This window comes from Variovorax beijingensis (genome assembly GCF_007828835.1).
In the GTDB taxonomy this organism is placed as follows: domain Bacteria; phylum Pseudomonadota; class Gammaproteobacteria; order Burkholderiales; family Burkholderiaceae_C; genus Variovorax; species Variovorax beijingensis_A.
Map to the genome: position 1 here is coordinate 110,458 of NZ_VIVL01000008.1, position 16,277 is coordinate 126,734.

A 16,277-nucleotide genomic window follows, 5' to 3' on the forward strand; every position below is an offset into this window, starting at 1 on the left:
ATCACCTCCCCAGATAGACCTGGATGACCTTCGGGTTGGTTCGCACCGCCTGCATCGATCCTTCGCCCAACAGCTGTCCCTCGTGCAGCACGCTCACCAGATCAGCCACACGATCGACGAACTCCATGTCGTGTTCCACGACCACGATGGCCCGGGCGGGGGAACGCAGAGACGCAATCAATTCGATCGTCCGCTCGGACTCCGCCTCTGTCATGCCGGCCACCGGCTCGTCCAGCAACAGCACCTTGGGCTCGGCCACCAGCAACATGCCGATCTCCAGCCACTGCTTCTGGCCGTGCGAGAGCTCGGCCGCCTTGCGCTGACGCTCTTCCTGCAAGCCGATGGTCACCAGCACCTCCTCGATGCGCTCCCGCTGCGCGACGCTCAGCCGCGACATCACCATCTCGCCCCAGCCCAACCCGCGCCGCACAGCCAGCTCGAGGTTCTGCGCTACCGGCAATGCTTCGAAAACGCTGGGTTTCTGGAACTTGCGCCCGATGCCGCTGCGCGCGATCTCCGCCTCACCGCGCGTGGACAGATCCAGCGTGCGGTCCAGAAAGACCTCGCCACTGTTGGGTCGTGTCTTGCCAGTAATGACGTCCATCAAGGTGGTCTTCCCTGCACCGTTCGGTCCAATCAGGGCACGTGTCTCGCCGTAGCGGATTTCCAGTGTGAGATCGGTGATGGCCGCGAAGCCTCCGAAACGAACGTTCAGCCCGTTGATGTACAGGGCGGTCGTCTGGCTCATGACGCCGCCTTCCAGATACGCAACTTTTGCAACCCGCCCCAAAGCCCGTGTTGCAAGGCCACCGTGATGAGCAGCGTGATGCCCGCCAGCACGAAAGGCCAGGCGCTGGGAATCTCGGCGCTCAGCCAGAACTTCAGGCAGCTGAGAACGACCGCCCCGAGCACTGCACCGGTCAGTGTTCCGCGCCCACCAATGGCGACCCACACCGCAATCTCGACCGAGAGCGTGGGCGAGACGATGCCAGGATTGATGATCCCGACCTGTGGCACGTACAGCATGCCGGCCAGCGCGGCCACGGCGGCCGATAAACACCATGCGGCAAGCTTGATGCGGTCGGTCCTGAAACCCAGAAAGCGCAACCGCGCCTCATCGTCCCGTACAGCCACCATGGCTTGCCCGAAGCCGGAAACCGCCAGTCCGCGCAGCAGGACGAACACCCCCGCCAGCACGACGGCCGACAGACTGGCCAATGCCACCTGGGTCGACTCGTGGGCCAGATGGAAGCCTGCCAGCAGCGTGAAACCCGTCAACCCATTGTTGCCGCCGAGACCTAGGTCGTTGTTGAACAGCAGAAGCATCAACGCGTATGTCAAAGCCTGGGTGATGATGGAGAAATACACACCGTTGATGCGTGACCGGAACGCTGCCAAGCCGACCACTCCCCCCACGAACACCGCCAGCAGCAGGCCCAACAGCACAGCCACAGGTAGTGCGGCGAAGGGCTGCAGCGCCGCGGGGAACGTGCTCCATCCCATGAACTGCATGAAATCCGGCAACACACGCGTGTCTGCATAAGCTGCGTTGAGAAGGTGGAATCCCATCACGTAGCCGCCTATGCCGAAGAAGATGCCGTGTCCCAGGCTCAACACGCCCAAGAGACCCCACACGAAGTCCAGCGCCAGCGCCAGCAGCGCGAAGCACATGATCTGCCCCACCAGATTCACAACGAACAATGACAGGTGCAGCGGGTGGCCGGGCGGAAAGACCGCATTGAAGAGCGGCAGCACAAGCGCCGCGCACACGAGTAGCACAGGCAAGCCGATGTGGCTGGTTGTGCAAGAAGGGGATCGAAGGGAAGAAACGGAATTCAGCATGGGTCAACCCCGGGTCTTGAGCGCAAAGAGGCCCTGTGGGCGGCGCTGGATGATCAAAACGATGAGCAGCAGAACAGCCACTTTGGCAGCCACAGCGCCATGGAACGGTTCGATCAACTGGTTGACCTCGCCCAAAACCAGGGAGGACACGGCCGTACCCACCAAACTGCCTGCCCCACCGAGCACCACCACCATGAAGGCATCAATCACGAAGCTGGTGCCCATGGAAGGATTCACGCTGGCGATCTGCGTGAGCACAACACCAGCCAAGCCGGCCAAGCCGCTGCCCAGGCCGAACGCTAGGCGGTCGATGGAAGGCGCAGGAATGCCCAGCGCCCGCGCGGTATCCCGTCGCTGCGTGGTGGCGCGGATCAACAGACCGAACCGTGTTTGGCGGATCAGCGCGTAGGCAGTCGCAAAAATGACCAACCCCAGCGCGATGGCGAACACGCGATTCCAGGTGACAAAGAAACCGGGATACAACTGCACCCCTCCCTGCAAGAACGACGGTGTGATGAACTCGACGTTCTGCGAGCCGAAGAGGATCTGTACCAGCTTGATCAAGGCGATGCTGACCGCCCACGTCGCCAACAGCGTCTCCAGCGGCCTTTTGTAGAGGTGTCGGATGATGGTCATCTCGAGCACGATCCCGATCAGCGCACACACGAGGAAAGCAAAGGGAATGGCGAGGAACACATATGCATCGAACCAACCAGGCGCGTGAGCCTGAAGCCATTTTTCGACCACATAGGTGGCATAGGCACCGATCATGATGAATTCCCCGTGCGCGAGGTTGATCACACCGAGCAAACCAAACACGATCGACAGACCCAGTGCGGTGATGAGAAGAACCCCCGCATAGCTCAGGCCGCTGAAGAAGATCGAAGCGGCCTTCCCTACCTCCAGTGCACGATCAATCTGCGACAGTGACTGCGTCAGTGCCGCGCGCTCGCCGGCACTCATATCCGGGCGATCCTCTTGGTACTTTTGCAAGAGAGAGCGTGTGCTTTCGCTGGGCGCCTTACCCATGGCGCGTATGGCTTCGACGCGCACTTCCACTGACCCGCTGGCGAGGCTGCGCTTGGCCAGAGCGAGCTCGAGCGTCGCGATGACTTCAGGGTCCGCAGCCTTGGACAATGCCAACCGCACTAGGGGTTCGTTGATCTGTGCGTATGCCTGGCTCATCCGCTGGGCCGCCGCTCGGCGAACGAGCACATCGGGACTGAAAAGCTCTATCTCTGCCTGCGACGTTTTCAGCAATCGCGCCAACACCAGCGTAGGCACCATGGGCAATTCGTCGACGGCCTCGGTGACGGGTTCGAGCGTAGCCGCGTCCACAACGCCGTGGTCCACCTTGAACACCGGGGCACCTTGCGCGCGGCAGATCACCGCCACGGCTTGAAGCCGCTCCAGCAATGTCTTGCCCCAGGCCGCGTCCGCCGAAGAGGTGCCAACCACCGCTTGAACGATGCGATCCAGGGCGCCGCGATACGCCCCAGGATCGGTACAGATGGACGCGACGATTGAGCTGCGCTCTTGCGCCGGCATGGCTGCCTGTGCCTGCAGCAATGGTCCGCACAGGCACGCGAGCATCAGATGCTGGAACCAGCGGCGCCAACGCGCTGTTCCGCGCAAGGGTTCGAACAAAGACTTCATGAGAAAGCTCCACAGTCAGGAGATCCGACGTGCCGTGCACGTCGGCCACGCACAGGCGCGATCACGCCTTGACGAAAGGGCTGTACGGAACCGGCGCAACGATGTCCTTGGACTTCCAGAGAATGTCGAAGCCTTGCTTGGCGTTGATGGAGCCGATCATGGTGCCGCGCCACAGGTATTGATTGGTCGCATCCATCTTCGCGACGTAGCCTGCGGGATCCGCGACCGTCATGCCCGCCATGGCTTTGCGTACGGCCGCGGGCTCGAACGACTTTGCTTTGGTAGCAGCCTGCGCCCATAGTTGGATTCCCATTACCGTGCTCACCATGGGGTCGATCACCATGTCAGGGCGGTGCTTGAGTTGTTTGGCCTTGACATAGCTCGCCCAGTCGGACTTGAGCTGGCGATTTGCAGGGGTATCGATGTTCTGGAAGTAGCACCAGCAACTCAGATGCCCTGTGAGTGGCGCCGTGTCCAGACCTTCGAGATCGCTGTCCACCACGTCCAGGCCGAGGATCGGGATGTCTGTGGCGCGAATGCCCTGGTTGATGGCCTCTTTGAACATCGCGGGAATCGAATCTCCCACCACTGTCAGCACCACGATGGCCTGGCCGCCGGGCTGCGCCGCGAAGGCCTTGATGTCGCGCACGATCGACTGAAAGTTCGAATGGCTGAAGGGAACGTACTGCTCGCGGATAGCACTGTTGGGCACACCCTTGGTCTTGAGGTAACCCTTGAGCATCTTGTTGATGGTGCGCGGCCAAACATAGTCGCTGCCCAACATGAAGAATCGCTTGGCCTCACCGCCTTGGGGGGTCATCAGGTATTCAACTGCAGGAAGCACAGAGCTGCTGGGCGGAGAGTTGAGATAGACGACGTTCTTGGATTGCTCCTCGCCCTCGAAATGCAGCGGATAGAACAACAGGCTGTCTTGCGCCTCCACTACAGGCAACACCGACTTGCGCGAAACCGAGGTCCAGCAACCGAAGATGGCCGCCACCTTCTCGCTGAGGATCAACTGCTTGCTCATCTGTGCATACATCGGCCAGTCGCTCGCGGGATCCACCACGACACCTTCGACCTTGCGCCCCATCACACCACCTTTGGCGTTGATCTGATCGATCGTCATCAGGGAGATGTCCTTTAGCAACGACTCGTTGTTCGCCATGGCGCCAGATTGTGAGAACAGCAGACCCAGCTTGACGGGATCACTGCCCGAAGGTGTCGCCGCGAGCGCGGTCTGGGAAAGATTGCCAGCCGACACCGCCACGACACCCGATCCCACTGCAGACAGAAAATTGCGTCTTTTCATTGCTTCACTCCGACTGAAGAAATTCGCGAACAAAAAAAAAGAGCCCGCACCCCTCGGAGGGGTTGGGCTCATTTGCCGTTGTCGCCATGGACGCCTTTGTCCGCAGCAACGTGTCCTGGGTGCTTGAAGATAGTGCGCATCCCAGAGACTGCTTCCATGATGCAAACGGCGTGCCACCTTTCAACACGACTACATGCAAGTAGTCCCCACCTTGCGCGTCTGTGTGCTTCTTTCACAGGTGGACCGACGGGAGCCGGTGGCTCGCTTCTTGCGCCGAGAGCCGCTTCGCATCGGCACGCACCGCGTCCGCACACCTACACCGCACCATCGCGGTGCTGCATGGTGAACCCAGCACAGCACATTCATACACATGGCACCCATCGAGATTGGCGTTCTTTATTCTTCAACCGGCGTAACGGCAGCTGTCGAGGAAACTCAGCGCAGAGCCGTGTTGATGGCCATAGAGGAAATCAACGACGCCGGCGGCGTGCTCGGCAGAGAGATTGTCCCGGTGTGTGTCGATCCCGCATCCGACCCGCGTCTGTATGGTCAGTTAAGTGAGCAACTCATCATTGAAAGCGGCATCCGGCTGTTCCTGGGTTGCTACATGTCGAGCAGCCGGAAGGCAGTCATTCCGTTGGTGGAACGACACGACGCGCTGCTGTTCTACGGCACGGCCTACGAGGGCTTCGAGTTCAGCCGCAATGTGTTCTACGGCGGTGCGGTGCCCAACCAGAACATCTTGCCGCTCGCGGGTTACATGCTCGAACGCCATGGCAGCCGCGTCGCGCTGATCGGATCAGACTATGTCTGCCCCCACGAAGCCAACCGCGTGATGAGCGAACTCATTCACGAGCGCGGCGGCAGCAAGACCCTGGAAACCTACCTGCCGCTTGATGCCGGTGCGCTTGACTACGAAGCAGCGGCCCAGGCCATCCGGCGCAGCGGTGTCGATTTCATTTACTCCACCGTGGTGGGTGAAGGTATGGCCCGACTGCACCGAGCGCTGGAACGCGCCGGCATCGATCGTCAGAGGGTGCCGGTTGCCAGCCACATGAGTTGCGAGGCCGACGTCCAGACCATCGGCACCGAACTGGCAGAGGGGCTGATCACCTGCTCGACCTACTTCGAGTCTGTGGACACGGAGGCCAACGGCAAAGTCATCCAGCGCTATCGCCAGCGCTTTGGGGCCGACGCACGCACCAATGCCTCCTGGGAGGCGGCCTACGTGCAAACCCATTTGCTCGTCCGAGCCATAGGCGTAAGCGGCAGCACGGAGCCGGTTCATATCTCGCGCGCCATGGCGGGCCTGGAAATGGACGCACCGCAAGGACGCATCTGCGTGGACGGCAGCAACCACCACACCCACCTGAACCCTCGCATTGGACGATGCAATGCCAACGGCAGTTTCGACATCCTGGCGGAAGCACCCGAACCCGTGATTGCGGACCCTTACGTCATGTCGCATGTCCCACCCGCGTGGGCGGGCCGCCCGCACCCGCGATTCAGCGGCACAGGCAAGGTTGCAGTGGGGGCCGCATGACCAGAATCAACGACAGTCAGGCCATCTTCAAAGACATCCGCCTACTGCGGTTGCTGGTAGTCCACCCCGATGACGCAGACCGGGAGGAACTCACGGCCCAGCTTTCGCGCATTGGGTGCTCGTTCAGCTGCTCATGGCCTGCGCTAGACACTCTGCCGCAGGGTACCGACATGGTCCTCATGTCCGTTCACCCCGACACACTGTCGCAGCCCTGCCCGTGGCTTGAAAGGCCAAATGCACCCCCCGTCATTCCCATCGTTGCGTTCGAGAATCCCATCACCCTTGCGGCGGTACTGCACTTGAACGCATTCACGACGATTGCTTCGCCCGTGAGGCCAGCCGGGGTCCTGACCGCGCTCGCGCTGACACTGCATCAAAGCAAGCAACGCCGATCGAGGGAGCACTACATACAGCGCCTTGAACAGAAGGCGGCCCACCAGCAAGTCATTCACAAAGCCACGCGTGCACTCATGGATGCGCGTCGGCTCAAGGAAGACGAAGCCTACGAGGTCCTGCGCGAGCGAGCCATGCTGCAGCGCGAACCGATCGAGAGTGTGGCGCGCCAAGTTCTGAAAGCCACCGAGGCGCTGGGAATGTGATTCTGCAGCGCGTCCTTTCCCATAGACTGCTGGTTCGCCGCCATTGCCGAGCCCAACCCGGCCGCCAAGCTCGCCGTATCGGCGCCCTCACGTGGGCCATATAGAGGGTGCACGCGCCGTTGCTGCATGAACGCCGATCGCCAAGTTGCCTCGGACGGTGACCGACGCGCTTTTCGCTGATTTACTGACCTTGCCAGACTGGCTTGCGCTTCTCCGCAAAAGGCTCGGGGCCTTCGATCCTGTCGGCGCTGCAGTACAGAGCAGCGATCGGCGGCTGTCGTTGACGCGCTTACTCGCGAGCGTTCAGTCGCGCATTGAGCTCGTCGATGTCGAAGGCACGAGGATCGAAGAGGCGACCGAGGACCAAACTCACGACCGATTGCCGCGGCCCGACGCGAGGTTGGCGCTGATCCAAGATGCCACGTCGGTGACCGGAATGCCGCGCTTTTGATTGAAGGTCCCGCGCTTGTCCCATGCGACACCGCGCCCTTGAGCAAAGGCCGCACGGTACTTGCGCATCATATTGGTCGGGTCGCGCGCCAGTTCGTCCAGCAGATACTGTTCGCTCCATTCCGAACGGCTGAAGGGGCGGCCAAGACCCGCCTGCAGCTTGTCGGCGACCTCACCGTAAGTCACGGTGTCGCCTGCCAGAAACACGATCTCGTTCCGGATACGGGGCGTGGTGAAGACGATCTCGGCAGTCAGCGCTCCGATATCATCGGGAGTGGTCAGCGTCACGGCCGTGTCGAGACTGCCGATCCCGCGGACCGCGTCGTTTTGCAAGTCAACCACGCCGAATTCCGGCTCGAACAGGTAGCTCATGAACATGCCTGTTGAGATGATGACCCATTCGGTCTGGTGCTGGCTGCGCAGCAACTCGCGCACGTCCAGTTGTGCATCGAAGATGTCCTGCGGGCTGCCGCGACCGATCACGTCGAAATCGACTCCGAACTGCCATGGGAAGTACCTTGGAATTCGCGCCTGCAAGGCGGCCCGCGCCAACTTCATCGGCGTGTCGATTCCGGCTGCATAGCCCGCGCAACCGATGACCGTGTCATATTGCGCAAACACAACGGCGAGTTCGTCGATGGAGCTCTTCACAAGATCGCCGATGACGATCTCGATTCCGAGACCTTTGAACTCCGCGATGGCTTGCTGCTTATCCGGTGCGCTGGACTCCACGGCGCCTGCACGCAGCAGCACGCTGATCTTCGCACCCTGCACGGCTTTCGCCCGCTTCGCGAGGTTGCGCAGCACCGGGAGGCCGAGTTCCCCGGCGCCGAGCACGAGAATGTTTTGAGAGGTCGAGTTAGGATCGGTTTGGTTCATCGTATGGCTCAGTGGCATCAGAAGTTGCGGGCCTTGATCAGACGTCGTTGATTTGGCCGTAGGCATCATGTGGACGCACTTTAAGGAGTGCAGCAGCGCAGAAAAAGGAGCCCACGAGGTTTTCATCATTCAGAAAACCCGAACAATGGGTTGCGATGCCACTTGCTTTGCCGCTTTTGGGACAAGATATGGATCGCGTACAAGCAATGCAGGTTTTCCTTCGCGTGGTCGAAAGCGGGAGTTTCGTGCGCGCAGCGGAAACCCTGGGCTTGCCGCCATCATCCGTCACAGGCCTGATCAAGAGGCTTGAGAAACATCTGCAGACGCGCCTGCTCAACCGCTCCACCCGAAGCCTCAGCCTGACACCAGAAGGCGAGCGATACTTCTCTCGCTGTCGCGAAATTCTTGAGCTGATCGAGGACACCGAATCCAGTTTGCGCCATGGCGAGCGCCCGCAAGGGCGTCTGCGTGTGGATGTGCCGGGCGGCATTGCACATGCCCTGATCCTGCCGCAGTTGGGTCAATTCCGGCGACAGTACCCGGATATTTACCTAGCTATCGGTGTCAATGATCGCCAAGTGGACTTGATCCAGGAAGGCGTCGACTGCGTAATCCGCACCGGCAGTCTCAATGACTCAGCTTTGGTCGCTCGACGCTTGGGCAATCTGCGTTGGATCACATGCGCGACTCCTTCCTATCTGGAAAACAAGGGCATCCCGGAGGTGCTGGGAGACTTGCAACGACACCAAGCGGTCCATTACTTCTCGAGCACGACGCGAAGGGGAAGCGAATTGCATTTCGTCGATGAAGGGGTGAGCATTGACGTCCCAGTCCCTGGTACGGTGGCGGTCAACGAGACTGCGCTGTACATCAAGCTGGGCCTCGCGGGCCTCGGCTTGATCCAGTTACCTGAAATTCTTGTGGCGGACCATCTGCAGTCAGGAGATCTGGTCGAGGTGCTGGCAGGCATGCGGCCCGAGTCTGTGCCGGTATCGCTTCTGTACCCTCATCACACTTTTCTTTCGCCGGCGATGCGAGCGTTCTCTGATTGGGCGACCGAGCTGTTTGGCGTGCCCGGGCTGAAGTGAAGCGGGCCATCAGCCGGTGCCATGAAGCTCCCCGAGCCACGATGATTGCTGTACATCTGAGCGGCGAGAGTCCGCTGCAACCAGTCGCCGCACATCTGTCTCACAGAATGGAAATGTCGCCAATCGGAGCGGCCTCCATGCGTTCTGGCTTCCAGTCGATGCGCTGCGCGTGCGGTGGATTGATACCCAGGCGCCGGTGCAGCGGCAACATGGCCGTCACGCACATGAGGTCAGCGGGCTTGCTTCGAGAGGGAGGGAAAGGAAGGGCAGAAGGCCTTCCTGCCAGGTCAGCCCAGAGTTGCGCCTTGGCTTGCACTGGGCACGTCACTGCCCGGCATGGCGTCGGGCAGCTCGTGCTGGGGTCCTCCGATTTCCGGCTGCAGCCGTTTTGCCGAATGAGACACATGCTCTTCGGACTTGCCGGACACATAGTCACGCCACACCAGCGGCAGGATGCCGCCGTGACGCCAGTAGTCCACGTCCTCTTCGGTGTCGAGACGGATGATGAGCGGGACGGTCGTGGTGGTTCCGTTGATGCGGCGCACGATGGCCTCGATGCAATGGAAACGATCTATTGCGGCACGGGGCGGAATGATTCGACCCTGCAGATTCGCAGTGCCGAACTTGTCCGGGTAAGTCGCTGTGCGCTGCACGACCTCGTCAAGCGGTGAGCGATGTCGGCGATCGTTCGCGACATGACTGGGTGTCCCGGAGAGGCCTCCTCGTGCTGATGGGGTGCGGACAAAAACGGTTCAGTTCCCGAGATGCCGACGCGCTCGCCGGGCAGCGACTGCGGCGCGGGCGCCGGCTCCGACGCATCTCCGGATACCGATGCCGGCATCACGGCAGGTCGCAGCAATGCAAGGAGCTTGGAAACCCAGGGCTTCATGAATACGTCTTCAGGTGGGGCCCGCCTCTTGGCGGCGGGCTGGTCGAGTGGCGATGGACTGTAGGAATACGCCGTCACGCGGTCCAATACCGTATTCATTGAACTTCATCGCACTTGCGAATAAGGAGTGCGCGAGGCATTGACGGCCCGTTTCTTTGTTCCATGAATTGCATCAATATCCTCAAATAATGCAATTCACTTGGCGTTCGATGCGCCGCACACTCCCGTCCTAGTCCTGCTGCCGCTGGGTGCAGCAAACCAAGGAGACACGAGAGTGGACGTACATCCGGATCAGTTGCAGTCATGGGTCGGGCGCAGCGAGCGCCTCGAGGACACCATCCATCCCACGCCCGTGGCGGCCTTGACGGCGACGCTCGACCACCCGGCCGCGCCGATGCCGACCGGCACGGCGCTTCCGCCCCTGTGGCACTGGCTCTACTTCCTGCCCATGCACCGCCAAAGCGAGATCGGCGCCGACGGCCACGCCAAGCGCGGCGGGTTCCTGCCGCCGGTGCCGCTGCCCCGCCGCATGTGGGCCGGCAGCCAGTTCGAGTTCCGCGCGCCGATCCGCGTGGGCGACCAGGTCACGCGAACCTCGACCATCGACGACGTCACGCTGAAGGAAGGCCGCACCGGCAAGCTCGTGTTCGTCAAGGTGCGGCACGAGATCCGCTGCAATGGCGAGGCTGCGCCGACGCTGGTCGAGTTCCACGACATCGTCTATCGCGAGGCCCAGGGCCCGCACGACGTACCCCCGCCCCCGCAGGCGGCGCCGACAGAGGCCGCGTGGCGCCGGCAGATCGTTCCCGACGACGTACTGCTGTTCCGCTATTCGGCACTGACCTTCAACGGCCACCGCATCCACTACGACCGCCAGTACGTCACGCAGGTTGAGGGCTATCCGAGCCTGATCGTGCACGGTCCGCTGATCGCCACGCTGCTGATGGACCTGCTGCGCCGCCAGTTGCCTGATGCAGACGTGGCGAGCTTCCGCTTCAAGGCCGTGCGGCCCACCTTCGACCTCAACGCCTTCCACGTCAGCGGCCAGCCGCAGGCCGACGGCAAGACCATCCGGCTCTGGGCCTCGGACCACGAGGGCTGGCTGACGATGGACGCCACCGCCGTCCTGTGCTGACTCGTTTCGCAACGCAGAAGGAAACACGCCATGCAGCCACTCAAGGGCATCACCGTCGTCACGCTGGAGCACGCGATCGCGGCTCCCTTCGCCACCCGCCAGCTCGCCGATCTCGGCGCACGAGTCATCAAGATCGAGCGTCCCGGCTCGGGCGACTTCGCCCGCGGCTACGACGAGCGGGTCCGCGGCCTGGCGTCGCATTTCGTCTGGACCAACCGCTCCAAGGAGAGCCTCACGCTCGACGTGAAGCATCCCGAGGCCGCCCGCGTGCTCGAGCGACTGGTCATGGAAAAGGCCGATGTGGTCGTGCAGAACCTGGCACCCGGCGCGGCTGCGCGCCTGGGCCTGGGTTTCGACCGGCTCTCGCGCGCCAAGCCAGGACTCATCACGTGCGACATCTCCGGCTACGGCGACGATCCCGAGCGCCCCGGGCCGTACCGCGACAAGAAGGCCTACGACCTGCTGATCCAGAGCGAAGCCGGCTTCGTCTCGGTCACCGGCACGCCGGAGGAGCCCTGCAAGGCGGGGCCCTCGATCGCGGACATCGCCGCGGGCATGTACGCCTACAGCAACATCCTCGCCGCGCTGCTGCAGCGCGGCCAGACCGGCAGGGGCCAGCGCATCGACATCTCGATGCTGGAGTCGCTGGCGGAGTGGAACAGCTACCCGCTCTACTACGCCTTCGAAGGCGCGGAGCCGCCGCCGCGCACCGGCGCCAGCCACGCGACGATCTACCCGTACGGCCCATTCCCGGCCGGCGACGGCACCACCGTGATGCTGGGCCTGCAAAACGAGCGCGAGTGGGCCAGCTTCTGCGACAAGGTGCTGCAACAGCCCGAGCTCGCGAAAGACCCGCGGTTCACCGCCAACTTCAAGCGCGTGGCGCAAAGGGCCGCACTGCGCGAGATCATCGTCGAGGCTTTCGCCTCGCTCAGCGGCAGGCAGGTGGTCGAGCGGCTGGAACTCGCGCAGATCGCCAACGCCCAGGTCAACACGATGAAGGAGGTCTGGGCCCATCCACAGCTGCAGGCGCGCGGCCGCTGGAGCGAAGTGGCGACGGCGAAGGGCCCCGTGCCCGCGATGCTGCCGCCCGGCACCTGGGACACCGGTCCGCGCATGGACCCGGTGCCCGCGCTCGGCGAGCACACCGAAGCGATCCTCGCGGAACTTGGCTACGGCGATGCCGAGATCGCCGCGCTGCGCGCGTCGAACGCCGTCTGAAGGCCGCGCCATGTCTGGTGAACATAGGCATTCCGCCCGCACCTACCTCTTCGTGCCCGGCACGCATCCGGACCGCTACGGCAAGGCGCTGGCCAGCGGTGCCGACCGGATCGTGCTCGATCTCGAGGACGCCGTCGCCCCTGCCGACAAGGCCGATGCGCGCGCCATCGTCCTGGCGTGGCTGCAGGGTGTGAGCCCTGCCGACAGGTCGCGCACCGTGGTGCGCATCAACGACGCCGGCTCGCCGTGGTTCGCTGCCGACCTCGCCGCACTGGGCGACGCGGCAGCGGCCGAGGTGCTCTTGCCCAAGGCCGAATCGGCCGCGCAGATCGCCCGCGTGCGTGCCGCGCTGCCTGGCGCGGCCGTCCTCGCGCTCATCGAGGGTGCCCAGGGCGTGGCGCAGGTGGAATCCATCGCGGCCGCCGGCGTGCAACGCCTGGTGTTCGGCACGCTCGACTTCGCGCTCGACCTCGACATGGACATCGCGACGGACGCGCGCGGCCTCGCCTACGCGGCCAGCCGCATCGCCATCGCCTCTCGCGTGGCGAGCCTGCCCGCGCCGGTGGCGGGTGTCACGCCGCAGCTGGACGACGAGACTCGCCTCCTGTCGGATCTTGCCGAAGCGCGGCAGACGGGCTTCGGCGCCAAGCTGTGCATCCATCCGCGCCAGGTGCAGCCGATCCACGCGGCCCTGCAGCCGAGCGCGCAGGCGCTGGACTGGGCGCGGCGCGTGCTGGCCGCCGATGCCGCGTCGCCGGGCGCCGCGCGGCTGGACGGCCGCATGGTCGACCGGCCCGTGGTGCTGCAGGCGCAACGCACGCTGGCGCTGGCCCGCGACTGATTTCATTCATCCACCTCCATCGCAGAAGGAGACAAAGCAACATGGCTTCCACCATCATCGATTCGCGGATATTCGGCGACATGTTCAGCGACGCGCGCATGCGCGAAGTCTGGTCCGACGAGAACCGGACCGCGAAGTACCTCGACATCGAGCGCGCCCTTGCCAAGGTCCAGGGCGAGCTCGGCATCATTCCCAAGGAGGCGGCCGACGAGATCGTCAGGAACTGCAACCTGTCGCAGATCGACTGGGTCAAACTGAAGGCCAAGACCGAGCAGATCGGCTACCCCATCATCGCGGTCGTCAACCAGATCAACGCCAACTGCAGGGACAAGCTCGGCGAGTACTGCCACTGGGGTGCGACCACGCAGGACATCACCGACACGGCCGCTGTGCTGCAGATGCGCGAAGGGCTCGCCCTCGTCGAGCAGGACCTCGACGAGATCGGCGAAGCGCTCGCGGCCCTGGCACGCAAGTACCGCGACACGCCGATCATCGGCCGCTCGAACCTGCAGCAGGCCACGCCCATCACCTTCGGCTACAAGATGGCCAGCATCCTGGCCGGCATCGACCGCCACCGCGAGCGCCTGCAACAACTCAAGCCACGCGTGCTGATGGGCGAGTTCGGCGGCGCATCGGGCACGCTCTCCTCGCTGGAGAAGGGCGCAATGGAAACTCAGGCGGGGCTGATGAAGGAACTGGGGCTCGCCCAGCCGCTGATCTCCTGGCACACGGTGCGCGACACCATCGCGGAGGTCGGCGCGTTCCTGGGGCTGGTCGGCGGCTCGCTCGGCAAGATCGCGATGGACGTCAAGCTGATGATGCAGACCGAAGTGGCCGAGGTGTTCGAGCCCTTCGCGCCGGGCCGCGGCTCGTCGTCGACCATGCCGCAGAAGCGCAACCCGATCTCCTGCCTCTACATCCACGCCAACATCTCGGTGGCCCGCCAGCACGCCGCCGCCCTGATGGACGCGATGGTGGCGGACCACGAGCGCTCCACCGGCCCCTGGGAGATCGAGTGGGTGTCGCTGCCCGAGATCTTCTGCCTGATGTCGGGCGCCCTGAAGCAGACCAGGTTCATCCTGAAGGGCCTGGAGGTGGACGCCACCCGCATGCGCGCCAACATCGACATCACCAACGGCCTGGTGATGTCCGAGGCCGTGATGATGGGCCTGGGTCCCTACATCGGCCGCGAGTACGCGCACGACCTGGTGTACGACCTGTGCCGCCAGGCGATCGCCGAGAACCGGCCACTGATCGAGATCCTTGCCGCGCACACCGAGATCGGCAGGCACGTGACGCGCGCGCAGCTCGAGGCCATGTGCGAGCCGGCCAACCACCTCGGCCAGGCCGGCGTCATGGTCGACCGCGTGCTGGCCGCGCGCGGCTGAGCGCCGCCCTCGCCTTCTTCACCGCAGCAGACGGAGCCGGCGCAGACCGGCATGCATTCGTGCGCCCCCACCCCGGAGACAAGGTCATGAACATCCGCAAGCTATCGAAACTTCTCTATGTGCAGGTTCTCGCGGGCCTGATCCTCGGCATCGCGGTGGGCCACTACTGGCCCGAATTCGGCGCCGCACTCAAGCCGCTGGGCGACGGCTTCGTCAAGCTGGTCAAGATGATGATCGCGCCGGTGGTGTTCTGCACCATCGTGAGCGGCATCACCTCGCTGGGCGACTCCAAGGAAATCGGCAAGACCCTGCTCAAGGCGATGGGGCTCTTCTACGCGCTGACGGTCCTGGCGCTCCTCACCGGCCTGGTCACCGTGTTCCTGCTGCAGCCGGGCGCCGGGATGCACATCGACCCCAGGAACCTCGATGCGTCGGTCGCCACGCGCTTCGCGAACCAGGTCCACATCCACGGGTTCACCGACTTCGTGATGCACATCATCCCCAACGCCTTCGTCGGCGCGTTCGCCGAGGGCGAGGTGCTGCCGGTGCTGCTTCTGGCGGTGCTCTGCGGCTTCGGGCTCACCCGCATAGGAAGCTCCGCCAAGCCCGTGCTCGACGGCATCGACGGCTTCTCCCACATGCTCTTCGCAGCCTTCGGCATCATCATGCGGCTCGCGCCGATCGGCGCCTTCGGAGCGATGGCCTTCACGGTGGGCCGCTACGGCATCAAGTCCATCGGATCGCTCGGCCTGCTGATCGGAACCTTCTACGTCGCCTGCATCTTCTTCGTCGTCGTGATCCTCGGCGCACTCGCGCGCCTGCACGGATTCAAGCTCTGGCAGCTGCTGCGCTACATCAGGGAGGAACTGCTGGTGGTGCTGGGCACCTCGTCCAGCGAGCCGGTGCTTCCGCGGCTCCTGCAGAAGCTCGAACGGCTCGGCTGCAAGAAGGGCGTGGTCGGGCTGGTGCTGCCGACCGGTTATTCGTTCAACCTGGACGGCACGGCCATCTACCTGACGCTGGCTTCGATGTTCATCGGCCAGGCCTGCGACATCCACCTGTCGTGGCTCCAGATCGGCTCGATGCTGGGCATCATGCTGCTCACCTCCAAGGGCGCGGCGGGCGTGACGGGCAGCGGCTTCGTCGCGCTGGTGGCCACGCTCACCGTCATGCCCGACCTGCCCGTGGCCGGCGTCGCGCTGATCGTGGGGATCGACCGCTTCATGTCCGAGGCACGCGCACTCACCAGCACCATCAGCAACGCGGTGGCGTGCATCGTCGTCTCCATCTGGGAAAAGGCCTGCGACCGGGAGGTGCTGCAGCGCGAGCTGGCCGCGAACTACGCCAGGACCGAGCACGAGCTCGAAGAAGGCCCAAAGGACTTCGCCGCGCCGCTGGGGCACGCCGGCCCGACGCCCTGACCGAGCACTGATC

General features: G+C 63.6%; 15 protein-coding genes. 8 read left to right on the top strand and 7 right to left on the bottom strand.

Going from position 1 to position 16,277, the window contains the following annotated elements; genetic code table 11:
- Position 1 precedes the first annotated feature (1 nt).
- From urtD to FB547_RS22180, 4 genes are all read right to left on the bottom strand, one after another.
- On the bottom strand, positions 2-748 hold the full coding sequence (urtD, locus tag FB547_RS22165; RefSeq protein ID WP_145745828.1) for an urea ABC transporter ATP-binding protein UrtD: 747 nt from the start codon (positions 746-748) through the stop codon (positions 2-4).
- On the bottom strand, positions 745-1,842 hold the full coding sequence (urtC, locus tag FB547_RS33640) for an urea ABC transporter permease subunit UrtC (protein WP_145745829.1): 1,098 nt from the start codon (positions 1,840-1,842) through the stop codon (positions 745-747). The genes urtD and urtC overlap by 4 nt, the downstream gene beginning before the upstream one ends.
- A 3-nt stretch (positions 1,843-1,845) precedes the next feature.
- Complete coding sequence (gene urtB, locus FB547_RS22175) at positions 1,846-3,498, bottom strand: urea ABC transporter permease subunit UrtB (protein ID WP_261380360.1); 1,653 nt, start codon at positions 3,496-3,498, stop codon at positions 1,846-1,848.
- A 61-nt stretch (positions 3,499-3,559) separates the two neighbouring features.
- The gene (locus tag FB547_RS22180) at positions 3,560-4,810 is read right to left on the bottom strand and encodes an urea ABC transporter substrate-binding protein (RefSeq protein ID WP_145745830.1); all 1,251 of its coding nucleotides are present in this window, start codon (positions 4,808-4,810) and stop codon (positions 3,560-3,562) included.
- A gap of 370 nt (positions 4,811-5,180) precedes the next feature.
- Here FB547_RS22180 and FB547_RS22185 point away from each other — a divergent pair, with 370 nt between their 5' ends.
- Both FB547_RS22185 and FB547_RS22190 read left to right on the top strand, forming a co-directional pair.
- On the top strand, positions 5,181-6,353 hold the full coding sequence (locus FB547_RS22185; RefSeq protein ID WP_145745831.1) for a transporter substrate-binding domain-containing protein: 1,173 nt from the start codon (positions 5,181-5,183) through the stop codon (positions 6,351-6,353).
- Positions 6,350-6,952: an ANTAR domain-containing response regulator gene (locus FB547_RS22190; protein ID WP_126184674.1), complete on the top strand. Its 603-nt coding sequence runs from the start codon at positions 6,350-6,352 to the stop codon at positions 6,950-6,952. The genes FB547_RS22185 and FB547_RS22190 overlap by 4 nt, the downstream gene beginning before the upstream one ends.
- A 369-nt stretch (positions 6,953-7,321) precedes the next feature.
- Here the strand turns inward: FB547_RS22190 and FB547_RS22195 are convergent, their stop codons facing one another.
- Entirely contained in the window at positions 7,322-8,281 is a 960-nt protein-coding gene (locus FB547_RS22195; RefSeq protein ID WP_145745832.1) for an aromatic alcohol reductase, read from the bottom strand.
- A gap of 188 nt (positions 8,282-8,469) precedes the next feature.
- On the opposite strand from FB547_RS22195, the gene FB547_RS22200 reads away from it, so the two are divergent.
- Entirely contained in the window at positions 8,470-9,369 is a 900-nt protein-coding gene (locus FB547_RS22200) for a LysR family transcriptional regulator (protein ID WP_145745833.1), read from the top strand.
- Positions 9,370-9,469: 100 nt separating this feature from the next.
- Here the strand turns inward: FB547_RS22200 and FB547_RS33645 are convergent, their stop codons facing one another.
- Together FB547_RS33645 and FB547_RS22205 are read right to left on the bottom strand one after the other, a co-directional pair.
- A complete protein-coding gene (locus tag FB547_RS33645) occupies positions 9,470-9,595 on the bottom strand; it encodes a hypothetical protein (protein WP_261380361.1) in 126 nt (41 codons plus the stop codon).
- Between the two features lie 61 nt (positions 9,596-9,656).
- Positions 9,657-10,022, bottom strand: a complete 366-nt coding sequence (locus FB547_RS22205) for a hypothetical protein (protein WP_145745834.1) — start codon at positions 10,020-10,022, stop codon at positions 9,657-9,659.
- Positions 10,023-10,532: 510 nt separating this feature from the next.
- On the opposite strand from FB547_RS22205, the gene FB547_RS22215 reads away from it, so the two are divergent.
- From FB547_RS22215 to dctA, 5 genes are all read left to right on the top strand, one after another.
- A complete protein-coding gene (locus FB547_RS22215; RefSeq protein WP_186454228.1) occupies positions 10,533-11,393 on the top strand; it encodes a MaoC family dehydratase N-terminal domain-containing protein in 861 nt (286 codons plus the stop codon).
- A gap of 30 nt (positions 11,394-11,423) precedes the next feature.
- Positions 11,424-12,614 carry a CaiB/BaiF CoA transferase family protein gene (locus FB547_RS22220; RefSeq protein ID WP_145745835.1) on the top strand — a complete coding sequence of 397 codons (1,191 nt, stop codon included), beginning with the start codon at positions 11,424-11,426 and terminating at the stop codon, positions 12,612-12,614.
- 10 nt (positions 12,615-12,624) lie between these two features.
- On the top strand, positions 12,625-13,455 hold the full coding sequence (locus FB547_RS22225) for an HpcH/HpaI aldolase/citrate lyase family protein (RefSeq protein ID WP_145745836.1): 831 nt from the start codon (positions 12,625-12,627) through the stop codon (positions 13,453-13,455).
- 41 nt (positions 13,456-13,496) lie between these two features.
- A complete protein-coding gene (pcaB, locus tag FB547_RS22230; protein ID WP_145745837.1) occupies positions 13,497-14,843 on the top strand; it encodes a 3-carboxy-cis,cis-muconate cycloisomerase in 1,347 nt (448 codons plus the stop codon).
- Between the two features lie 86 nt (positions 14,844-14,929).
- Positions 14,930-16,264, top strand: coding sequence for a C4-dicarboxylate transporter DctA (gene dctA, locus FB547_RS22235; protein ID WP_145745838.1), 1,335 nt, complete (start codon positions 14,930-14,932; stop codon positions 16,262-16,264).
- Positions 16,265-16,277: the final 13 nt, after the last annotated feature.